Raw genomic sequence first — 10,798 nt, 5'->3', positions numbered from 1 at the left:
TGCCCCTCGCCCCACTGCCCCTCGCCCCACTGCCCCTCGCCCCACTGCCCCTCGCCGCGCTCCCCGTCACCGCGTTGCCCCTCACCGCGTTGCCCCTCACCGCGTTGCCCCTCACCGCGTTGCCCCTCACCGCGTTGCCCCTCACCGCGTTGCCCCTCACCGCGTTGCCCCTCACCGCGTTGCCCCTCACCGCGACGAGCCTTTCTACGCCTGTTTCCGCCACTCCCAGACCCTTCGCGAGCACCCTCAGCAGGCTCACGCTCCCCTACGCCGCCAAGCCCGCTGGCACCCCACCCCCACCCAGGCTCAGCGAGCCCTTCCGTACCGTCCGGCCAACCACGCCTATCCCCTCTCCGGCCGCCGCCGACTCCAGGCTGTGGAAGTCCCCCTCTACGCCCTTTTACGCCACGCCCAGACCCCTCACGAGCGCCCCCGCCGCCTTCACGCTCTCCTACGCCGCCAAGCCCGGCATCCCACTCCCACCAAGGCTCAGTGGGGCCGGTGGGGCCTTCTCCCCCCTCCGGCCAGCCACGCTCATCCCCTGCCCGGCCGCTGCCGCCGACTCCGGGCTGTTCGTCTGATCCGCCGGCAATCCAGTCGTGTGGGTTCATGATCCTTAACCGATGTCTGTCACGCCGCTATTGCCGCGCCGCAGGGTCCCTTCAGAGCCGCCCCTGACCCGTCCAGCGCACTCTCCTGCCCCGCCCCGATAAGCGGATAAGCCCCGCCAGCCGAAGCAGCCATAGCGCCCGAAAGGATCCGGTTCAGCCGATTGGGTGACTCAGCGACTCGTGAATCAACGCCCCATGGACCCAATCGAAGTCGGCCAGTCAGTAATCGGCCGATTGGGCCGAAGCTGCCGAAGCGGCGGGAGCCGGGCGTGGCCAGAACTGGAATGCCCAAGGCTGACCGGAGAACAGCTGACCGGAGAACAAAGGGCCGGGAGTAGGACCAAGGCAGGTAAGTAGGACCGAGGCGAGCGTGGAGCCCAAAGCTGGCGATGAAGCCCGAGGCTGGGCGGTCTCCTGGCCTCCCACTGGGATGAGCGGGAGGCCAAGAGGTTGGCCTGGAAGCCAGAAATGTGCGTCGGTGGCCGTCAGACGTCGCCGGGCTTGATGGCGGCGGACTTGGTGCGGCCGGAAGGAGCGGCCGCGGCCGGCTGAGGGGCCGCGGGAGGGGTGGGGGTGTCGATTCGAGGCCCGACGCCGAGCTTTTCCTTGATCTTCTTTTCGATCTCGTTGGCCACGTCGGGGTTGTTCTTCAGGAAGTTACGGGCGTTCTCCTTACCCTGGCCAAGCTGGTCGCCCTCGTAGGTGTACCAGGCGCCCGCCTTACGAACGAAGCCGTGCTCGACACCCATGTCGATCAGGCCACCCTCACGGGAGATGCCGTGCCCGTACAGGATGTCGAAGTCGGCGACCCGGAAGGGCGGAGCCATCTTGTTCTTGACGACCTTCACCCGGGTCCGGTTACCAACCGGCTCGGTGCCGTCCTTGAGGGTCTCGATACGGCGCACATCCAGCCGAATCGACGCGTAGAACTTGAGCGCCTTACCACCGGTCGTGGTCTCCGGGCTGTTGTGAACCATGACCCCGTCGACGAAGTAGTTGTGCGTGCCCTCCACCTCGATGTCGAACTTCTTCATCGACCGGGCCTTCGGCTTGATGCGCACATCCAGGATCGCGGCGGGGACCAGACGGTTCTCCGGCTCGGCGAGCTGCGGCTCGACCGCGAACTGTCCCTGGAAACGAGGCAGCAGCTTGTAGGCCATCGAGGGGTGCACGTAGGGAGCGATGAGCTGCTGGAACTTCGCCGAGGACTCGGTGCTGAACTGAAGCACGGCGACCTCGCGCGCGCCCGAGTGCCGGAGCTTGACCTCGAGCCCGTGCGTGTCACGGAGGTAGTCGACCAGCCGATCCCGCGACCCTTCGCTCATCGCCTCGACGCAGATCTCGATGCGCCCGGAGCCGCCTTCGGTACGCGCCTGGAGACCCTTGGAACGGATGGTGAAGCTGCCGTCGTCCATGTACCAGACAGCGAGCGCGAGCGGGGTGAGGGCCTTGAGGAACTCCCACGTCAGGTGCTTCTTGCCGTCGCCGAAGTAGACCACCTGGCGAAGCTCGTCAAGCTCGGGAAGCGGGGTGAAGTCGGCGAACACCGCACCCTTCGCGTTGGTGCTCCTGGAGTGCTGGACATTGTCCAGAAGGGAGCACTTCCAGTCGAGATACGCCTCCTGCTCGGCCCCGTGGCCCATCCGGAAGCGAACGCCGGCTCGACCCCGGGTGTTGGGCGAAAGGTTGCCGTCCCCCATGATCGAGCCCAGGACCACCTGCCACTGCGACTCGCTGAGCCGGTGGGTCTCGGAAATCATGACCCGGTCGCCCGCGATGAGCTCGCCGGCCTCGACCCAGCCACCGGGCGTGCGGATCAGGTGGTTCTCCGTGGCCGCGAACTGCGCTCTGCCGTTGCCTCCGGACTTGGCGACGGTGAACTGGAGGAAGCGCTCCGCGTTGCCGTTGTCGAACCAGTTCACGATGCGGCGCGGGACCACCCGATCGGTCTCCGGGTCGTAGGAGAGGACCTCGACGTCCAGGCGCTGATTGACGATCTTGCCGATCTTCTCCTGGGTGCCGTCGGCCAGGGTCACCCGCGTGCCGTAGGACATGCAGCCGAACATCACGCCGATCTTCTCGCGGAGCTGGTTGATGAAGATGGCGGTGGTGCCGGTGTTGTTGAGGGCGCCGGCGACCTTGCGGAGGGCCTGGGACATCAGGCGGGCCTGGAGGCCGACGTGGCTGTCGCCCATCTCGCCCTCGATCTCGGCCTTGGGGACCAGGGCGGCCACCGAGTCGATGACGATGATGTCGATCGCGCCGGAGCGGATCAGCATGTCGGCGATCTCCAGGGCCTGCTCGCCGGTGTCTGGCTGGGAGACCAGCAGGGCGTCGACGTCCACACCAAGCTTCTTGGCGTATTCCGGGTCGAGCGCGTGCTCGGCGTCGACGAAGGCGGCGATGCCGCCCTGCCGCTGGGCGTTGGCCACCGCGTGCAGCGCAACCGTGGTCTTACCGGAGGATTCCGGGCCGTAGACCTCGACGATGCGGCCACGGGGGAAGCCGCCGATGCCGAGGGCGACGTCGAGCGCGATCGCCCCGGTGGGGATCACCTCGATGGGCGCGCGGGCGTCATCGCCGAGGCGCATGACGGAACCCTTGCCGAACTGTCGCTCGATCTGGGCGAGGGCGGTCTCAAGGGCCTTCTCGCGGTCGTTGATTGCCATTGGGGTGCCCCCTGGAAGGGTCGTGGTTTTCTCGGTCACCGGAAAGCTACGGGGTGCCGCCGACATTTTCCGGAGCCTCGCGGAAGAGACACGGACCAGACGGCACGTCAAATATAGCCGAACGACTGTTCGATCTCACCCCGAACCTGCGACAACTTCCCCACCAACCCCCTAACGATCTCCCCGCCGCCCACGCCTGGGGTTCCACGCCGTTCAGCGGGATTTCTCCGGCTCGATATCCTCCAGAGATGTCCGCATCAGGGCCGCCGCCCTGGCGAACCAGTCGGTCAGTACGGCGATCTCATCGGCGGTGTAGTCGGCGAACAGGCCGGAGAGCCGCCGATAGAAGGGTTCGTATGCGGCGGCGACTCGGGCGGTCGCGGACGGGTCGGCGACGATCCGTACGCGGCGCCGGTCGGTGGGGTCGGCACGCCGATGGGCGTAGCCGGCCTGTTCGAGGCGATTCAGCACCCCCGTCACCGCGCCCGTGGTGAGGTTGGCGCGTTCGGCCAGTTCGCCCGCGCTGATCGGGTCGTCCGTGGCTCCCAGAATGTGGCCGGGCACACCATTGCAGGATGGACGGGATGCGGCATCGTCCTGGTCGGGTTCGCCGGGGCCGGCGCGGCGATGTGTGCGGGCTGGATTCCCGCTCGCCGGTCGGCAACTCGTCGTCGGCGGTGAGGACTCCGTCGGGGATGCCAGGCTGGCCGCGGTATCGGGTAGCGATGCCGGGTAGTCAGTGGAGCCGCGGTCCGGCGGACGAGGTGTCTGACCCCAACCTCGAAGTCACATTCCCGGGCATTCTTGCCGGGCTGTTGCCTCGCTGTTGACCTGCGGCGATCCTTGAAGGACGGTGGCCGGCAATGGCCGCCTCTTCCAGGATCGCGAAACCCTAGGTGGCGACGTGGCGAGCACCAGCGCGTACGCCCGGCAACGCCGTACCCATCTGGAGGCGCTCGCCGAGCGGCTTCCTGAGCGCGGCCTGGTCAGCCGCATGCTCGGAGGCGACGATCCCGTCCTGTGGGTGTGGCACCCGCACACCGGCAAGCAGACGATCGTCTTCGCCACACCCGCCCGCGACGGCTGGCTCTTCCTGTGGTCACCCGACGGCCAGGAGAACGCCGAGGACACCGACCTGGCCGCCGACACGATCAAGAAACTCCTCGCCGAATCCGGCTGATCTTCAACGGAAGCGGCATCTCGGGGATAACCGACCGGTTCAGTGAAACTCGGACTCGGCGAGCCGCACAGCCCGGGAAACTTCGGTTATCGGAGACGGGTGTCCACGTCCACGGTCTGGCAGACCGCCCGCCATACCTGCTTGGCGCCGACACCGTCGGCCAGAGCCTGCTCCACCGTACGGCCGCCGAGTTCGGCGATGACGTAGTCACGAGCCCAGGATTCCGCGTACGCAGCGCCGAAATGGGTGTTCATCCGATCCCAGAACTCAGTGAGGCGCATGACTTCAAGTATGACCGCCTCTGGGATAGGAAGAACCAAGGCGACTGTCACAGCTCACAGAGCGCATTGTGAGCTCACCGCGAGCACATCCATTGATCAGGTAGGCGAACCGGAAGGGCGCGATCGGGGGCGCGTCGCAGCGCGAGCAGGGAGGTTCCCATGCCCAAGCTCACCCGCCAGACCCGTCAGGCGCGAAGGGCCAGGAAGAAGCAGTTGCGCCACCAGATCCGGGTCGCCGTCGGCCTCCAGAAGGCCGAGCGCGCCGAACGGCCCGCCGACGCGCCCACACCCCGGGAGGGCGCGCCCCGGACCCGGCGGCCCTCTCGCCGCTGAAAACTCCTACTCCGCACGGGCGGCCAGACCCACTCCGGACGGAACGGGCCAGGGCCGCCCACTCACCGGACCCTCATTTCAGGCGAAGCAGTCCGAGAGCCATCCGGCGTGGGCCCGTGCTCCGGCAGAGCGGGGTCAGAGCACGCGGTTGCCGTACATCTCGCCGAGGGGGTCGGCGAGGAGTTCGAGGCGGGCGCCGTCGGGGTCGCGGAAGTAGATGGAGGCGCCGCTCTCGACCATGTGGGGGACGCCGGCGGCTTCCAGCTTGCCCCGAAGCCGCTCCCAGGCGACCGGATCCACCGAGATGGCGATGTGATGCAGACCGCCCAGAACCTCCTGGTACGGCCCGAGGTCCAGCCCGGGGAAGTCGAAGAAGGCCAGCAGGTTCCCGTTACCGATGTCGAAGAAGAAGTGGTTGGAGCCCTTGTAGTCCCGGTTCTCGAAGATCTCGGTTAACGGGAACTCCAGAAGCCCCTGATAGAATTCGATGGTACGTTCGACGTCGGAGGAGAGCAGTGCGAAGTGGTGAAGACCACGCGCACTACTTGGCGGCCGCCGCTCCTTCAGGTAGCGGTCGCGGATCTCATCACGTCTGCGCTCGATGGCCGCATAGTCAATGTCCATAGTGCACTTGATTGTCCCCCCATCCACCCGATCAATCCGCCCTCACCGACACAATCTCCCATCCACAACGCCGTAGCCTCATCGACGTTCGACTCGATTGGCTCGGCGTTGACAGTGCGGGCTGACAATGTCGCTACGCGCGGATGCGCAGGCCGCGGGGGGTGGGGTGGAAGCCTGCATCCTCCAGAGCTGCTGCCAGCGGGGATGAGGTGATGGACTCGCCATCGGCTCGCTCGACGGTCAGTTTGCCCAGGGCTCCCTCCCGTACGGCTGTCGCCAAGGCGTTCACGGCTGGGCGGAGGTCGTCATCCTGGCCGAAGGAGAGCAGGGTCTTTCCGCCGCGTTCCACGTAAAGGACGAGACGTCCGTCGATCAGGACCACCAGGGCTCCTGCTTTGCGCCCTGGGCGGTGGGTCACGTCGTCGGATCGGTCGGGCCAGGGTAGGGCGGCACCGTAGGGGTTGGCTGGATCGGCTGCGGCCAAGACCACGGCTCGGCGGGGTGCGCGCATGGCCGGGTAGTCGGGGATCGGCAGACTCCCGGGGAGAGCGCTGGATGTCGCCAATGTCGCTGAGGGGGTTGTTGCGCGCATGCGGTCGACCGCGCCGGATGTGGCGAACTGGGCGCCGCCAAGGCCCTCAACGAAGTAGCCGCGGCGGCAGCGGCCGCCTTCCTCGAAGGCTCTGAGGACCTGGTAGACGGCTGAGAAGCCGCCGGGGAGGCGTTCAGAGGTCACGCCGCCGCGGGTCAGCACGCCGTGGCGGTCGAGGAGCACCTCCGCTTGGGCGTGGGCTCGCTGGGTGCCGTCCTTGGCGGGGTCAGGGAGGAGCCACCAGCGGCCGCCGACTGTGGGTGGGCCACTGCGGGTTGGGAGGACAGCTCGGCGCCGCCGGCTTGTCGCTGGTCGGTGCGCGGGGCGGCCGGTGCCCAGGGTCGCTCGTAGTGGCGCGAGGGTGTCTCCGGTGATTCGGCCTGACCAGACGAGGTCCCACAGGACGGTGGCCAGGGTCTGGTCGTCCGGTACGGCGCCCGCGCCGGGGGTGACCCGGTTGGACAGTTCGCGGAAGAAGAGGGCGCCTCCGCCGCTCAGCACGTCGAGCACCATGTCATGCAAGGGCGTTGTGGTGATCTCAGCTGGTTCCGGCAGGAGGAGCGGGGCGGTGTCCGCGAAGTAGAGGGAGATCCAGCCGTCGCCGCCCGGCAGCGAGCCCTGGCCGGCCCAGATGACTTCCCCGGACGAGGTCAGTTCGTCCAGCAACGCCGGTGAATATCCGGGCACTCGTGCGGGAAGGACCAGCGTCTCCAGCGCGGAGGCCGGAACCGCGGCCCCCTGCAATCGTTCGATGGCGTTGACCAGGGCGTCCATCGCCCGTAGGTTCCCGGAACCAGCGGATCGCCCAGGGCCGTGCTGGCCATCATCGAATCGGCCTTCACTCCGACCATCGCGGGGTTGGGCATCGCCGGGTCGGCCGCCGACCCCCGCGAACTCCAGGGAACCCGCAGCCGGGGCGCCCCGCGAATCGCCGTGATCTCCGGCGGGTGCGACCAACTGGCCGGAGATGCCGTGCCATTGGGGCAGGAACGCCGCCAGGACCTCGGGCGGAACCGGCTCTACTTCCTTACGCAGGTGGGCCAGCGATCTGCGCCGAAGAAGCCGCAGTACGCCGGTGTCGCACCATTCCTCGCCGCGCCCACCGGGACGGAACTCGCCGGTGACGAGACGTCCCGAGCCGACCAGCCGCCGGAGCGCGTCGTTGATGACGGCGATGCCGACGCCGAGCCTGGCGGCGACCGTGCCGGCGGTGAAGGGGCCGCGGGTGCGGGCGTGGCGGGCGACGAGGTCGCCCAGGGGGTCGGGTGGAGCGGGTCGTCCGCTCTGAAGCATGGTGTCCGGTGGGTCGAGGAATTCCGAGGGCACGCCGACCGGCAAGGGGACGCCCAGGGCGTCGCGAAGGCGCCAGGCGTCTTCCACGGCGGCCCACTGTTCCTGGCCCGCCACCCGGACCCGGATCGCTCGCCGGGTGCGTTCCAGGTCGGAGAGCCACTGAGGGTCGCCTTCGCGGATCGCGACGTCCTCGGTCAGGAGGGGGCCGTGGGAGCGGAGGAGGTCGGCTAGGTCCTCGATGTCGCGGAGGGGGCGGTCGAGCCGCGCCAGTTCGCGTTCGGTTTCGGCGATGACGTCGGGGTCGAGGAGTTCGCGGAGGTCGGCCTGGCCGAGGAGTTCCGCGAGGAGGGAGGTGTCGAGGGCGAGGGCCTGGGCGCGCCGTTCGGCGAGGGGGGCGTCGCCTTCGTACATGAACGCGCCGATGTAGTTGAAGAGGAGGGAGCTCGCGAAGGGGGACGCCTGGGTGGTTTCCACCTCGACCACGCGGACTCGGCGGGCCGAGATGTCGCGCATCAGCTGGATCAGGCCGGGGACGTCGAAGACGTCCTGGAGGCATTCGCGCATGGTTTCCAGGACGACGGGGAAGCTCGCGTACTTGGCGGCGACGCCGAGGAGATGGGCGGCTCGTTGGCGCTGCTGCCAGAGGGGGCTGCGGCGGCCGGGCATGCGGCGTGGCAGGAGCAGGGCGCGGCCCGCGCATTCGCGGAAGCGGGCGGCGAACAGTGCCGAGCCGCCCAGTTCGTCGACGACGATCTGTTCGATCTCCTCGGCGTCGAAGGCGGCCAGGTCGGTGGGGGCCTCGTCGAGGGTGTCCGGGATGCGGAGCACGATGCCGTCGTCGGAGTGGACGGCCTGGACGTCAAAGCCGTACCGCTCGCGGAGCCGGCGGCCGATGGCCAGGGCCCAGGGCGCGTGCACGCGCGCGCCGTACGGGGAGTGGATCACTACGCGCCAGTCGCCGAGTTCGTCGTGGAAGCGTTCGACCAGGAGGGTGCGGTCGTCGGGGACGTAGCCGGTCGCCTCGCGTTGCTCGGTGAGATAGGCGAGGAGGTTGCCGGTGGCGAACTCGTCCAGCCCGGCCGCGCGGACGCGGTCGGTGGCGCCGGGGCCGGTCGCGGCGAGTTCGCGGAGGAAAGCGCCGATGGCGCGGCCCAGTTCAGCGGGGCGTCCGGCGGTGTCGCCGTGCCAGAAGGGGAGTTTGCCCGGCTGGCCGGGGGCGGGTGAGACTAGGACCCGGTCGGCGGTGATCTCCTCGATCCGCCAGGAGGTCGCGCCGAGCACGAACACGTCGCCCACCCGGGACTCGTAGACCATCTCCTCGTCCAGTTCGCCCACCCGGCTGGCCTTCTCGCCGACGAGGAAGACTCCGAACAGGCCGCGGTCGGGGATGGTGCCGCCGCTGGTGACGGCCAGTCGCTGAGCGCCGGGTCGGCCCTGCAGGGCTCCGGTGACCCGGTCCCAGACCAGGCGGGGGCGGAGTTCGGCGAACTCCTCGCTCGGGTAGCGGCCGGCGAGCATGTCCAGGGTGGCCTCCAGGGCCGACCTGGGCAGGGTCGCGTACGGCGCGGCGCGCTTCACCAGGGTTTCGAGTTCGTCGACCGTCCACTCGTCCATCGAGGTCATGGCCACGATCTGCTGGGCCAGTACGTCGAGGGGGTTGCGTGGGTAGCGCATCTCCTCGATCTGGCCGGTCTTCATGCGCTCGGCGACCACTGCCGTCTGGACCAGGTCGCCCCGGTACTTGGGGAAGATCACGCCTCGGGAGACGGCGCCGACCTGGTGTCCGGCGCGTCCGATGCGTTGGAGACCGCTGGCCACGCTGGGGGGTGCGGCGACGCAGGCCACCAGGTCGACCGCGCCCATGTCGATGCCCAGTTCCAGGCTGGAGGTGGCCACGACGGCGGGCAGGCGGCCCGACTTCAGGGCTTCCTCGATCTGGGAGCGCTCCTCCTTGGAGACCGATCCGTGGTGTGCTCGCACGACCTCGGCCAGGGCTCCCTTGGAGGCTCCTGCCTGCGCCATCATCTGGGCGGGCGTCGCTATGGAGGCTGCGGGCCGGTCTCCGTTCCCCTCTGGGAGGGGGTCCGTGCGGCGTTCCCAGGCGAGTTCGTTGAGGCGGGAGCAGAGGCGTTCGGAGAGGCGGCGGGAGTTGGCGAAGATGATCGTGGAGTGGTGGGCCTCGATGAGGTCTAGCAGGTGTTCCTCGACGTGGGGCCAGATGCTGGGTTGAGTGGGGGTGTCGTCGGTTCCGGCAATCGGGGCGGAGACCTCGGTCATGTCCTCTACCGGGACGATCACCTTGATGTCGATGGTCTTCTCTGAGGCTGGCTGTACGACGGTGGCGGGGCGGGCTCCTCCGAGGAAGGTGGCCACTTCGCTGACCGGGCGTACGGTCGCCGACAGGCCGATGCGCTGGGCCGGGCGTGGGAGTAGGGCGTCGAGGCGTTCCAGGCTGAGGGCCAGGTGGGCTCCTCGTTTGGTGGCGGCGACGGCGTGGACCTCGTCGATGATCACCGTTTCGACGCCGTGTAGGGCCTCGCGTGCTTGGGAGGTGAGGATCAGGAACAGCGATTCCGGGGTGGTGATGAGGATGTCAGCTGGGTTCGCGGCGAAACGTCGGCGGTCCTCGGCTGTGGTGTCTCCTGAGCGGATGGCGACCGAGATGTCCGGCATCGGTAGTCCCAGTCGGCGCGCGGTCTGCCTGATTCCGGTGAGCGGTGCCCGCAGGTTCCGCTCCACGTCCACGGCGAGTGCCTTCAGCGGCGAGACGTAGAGCACGCGGCACAGCCGTTTCGGGGCCGCTTTCCCTCGCACGGGTTTGGCCGTCCGCGTGATTGCCGGAGAGGCCCCGCCCACCCGTCCCTTCTGGCCTTCGGTCGGACCTGGCGAAACATTCATGCCGCGCGCATCTGGGCCCTCCGAGTGGCCCTGGCCCGACATCTGCTCGGCGGCGAGTCGATCGAGGGACCACAGGAAGGCGGCGAGCGTCTTACCGGACCCGGTGGGAGCCACAACCAGGGTGTTGTCCCCCCGGGCGATCGACGACCAGGCCCCTTCCTGAGCGGCGGTGGGCGCGGCGAACGCCCCGGTGAACCACTCCCGGGTCACCGGATCGAAACGCTCCAGCGCACCACCGCTCATCACTCCCCCATCATGCACCGGCCCACCGACAATTCCGGACCGCCAGGGTTGGCGCAGCTCAGAGCCGCTTCATC

General features: G+C 68.6%; 8 protein-coding genes. 3 read left to right on the top strand and 5 right to left on the bottom strand.

Going from position 1 to position 10,798, the window contains the following annotated elements:
- Nucleotides 1–581, top strand: a 581-nt coding sequence (locus KIP79_RS43335) for a superantigen-like protein SSL4 (RefSeq protein WP_504743118.1), incomplete at its 5' end; no start/stop codon positions are given.
- Nucleotides 582–1,096: 515 nt separating this feature from the next.
- On the opposite strand, the gene recA is transcribed toward KIP79_RS43335, so the two are convergent.
- Entirely contained in the window at nucleotides 1,097–3,280 is a 2,184-nt protein-coding gene (recA, locus tag KIP79_RS50320) for an intein-containing recombinase RecA (RefSeq protein ID WP_214110890.1), read from the bottom strand.
- Nucleotides 3,281–3,493: 213 nt separating this feature from the next.
- A complete protein-coding gene (locus KIP79_RS43325) occupies nucleotides 3,494–3,844 on the bottom strand; it encodes a MarR family transcriptional regulator (protein WP_214110889.1) in 351 nt (116 codons plus the stop codon).
- A gap of 340 nt (nucleotides 3,845–4,184) precedes the next feature.
- Here KIP79_RS43325 and KIP79_RS43320 point away from each other — a divergent pair, with 340 nt between their 5' ends.
- Complete coding sequence (locus KIP79_RS43320) at nucleotides 4,185–4,460, top strand: hypothetical protein (protein WP_214110888.1); 276 nt, start codon at nucleotides 4,185–4,187, stop codon at nucleotides 4,458–4,460.
- Between the two features lie 86 nt (nucleotides 4,461–4,546).
- Here the strand turns inward: KIP79_RS43320 and KIP79_RS43315 are convergent, their stop codons facing one another.
- A complete protein-coding gene (locus tag KIP79_RS43315; protein WP_214110887.1) occupies nucleotides 4,547–4,741 on the bottom strand; it encodes a DUF3046 domain-containing protein in 195 nt (64 codons plus the stop codon).
- Between the two features lie 159 nt (nucleotides 4,742–4,900).
- Here KIP79_RS43315 and KIP79_RS43310 point away from each other — a divergent pair, with 159 nt between their 5' ends.
- Nucleotides 4,901–5,074, top strand: coding sequence for a hypothetical protein (locus KIP79_RS43310; protein WP_214110886.1), 174 nt, complete (start codon nucleotides 4,901–4,903; stop codon nucleotides 5,072–5,074).
- Between the two features lie 135 nt (nucleotides 5,075–5,209).
- Here the strand turns inward: KIP79_RS43310 and KIP79_RS43305 are convergent, their stop codons facing one another.
- A complete protein-coding gene (locus KIP79_RS43305; protein ID WP_214110885.1) occupies nucleotides 5,210–5,698 on the bottom strand; it encodes a VOC family protein in 489 nt (162 codons plus the stop codon).
- Between the two features lie 133 nt (nucleotides 5,699–5,831).
- Nucleotides 5,832–10,724, bottom strand: coding sequence for an Lhr family helicase (locus KIP79_RS43300; protein ID WP_214110884.1), 4,893 nt, complete (start codon nucleotides 10,722–10,724; stop codon nucleotides 5,832–5,834).
- Nucleotides 10,725–10,798: the final 74 nt, after the last annotated feature.

The organism is Acrocarpospora catenulata (genome assembly GCF_018476525.1).
Taxonomy (GTDB): domain Bacteria; phylum Actinomycetota; class Actinomycetes; order Streptosporangiales; family Streptosporangiaceae; genus Acrocarpospora; species Acrocarpospora catenulata.
The sequence above is the reverse complement of the archived record's forward strand: the minus strand, read 5'-3'. Positions and strand labels throughout refer to the sequence as shown.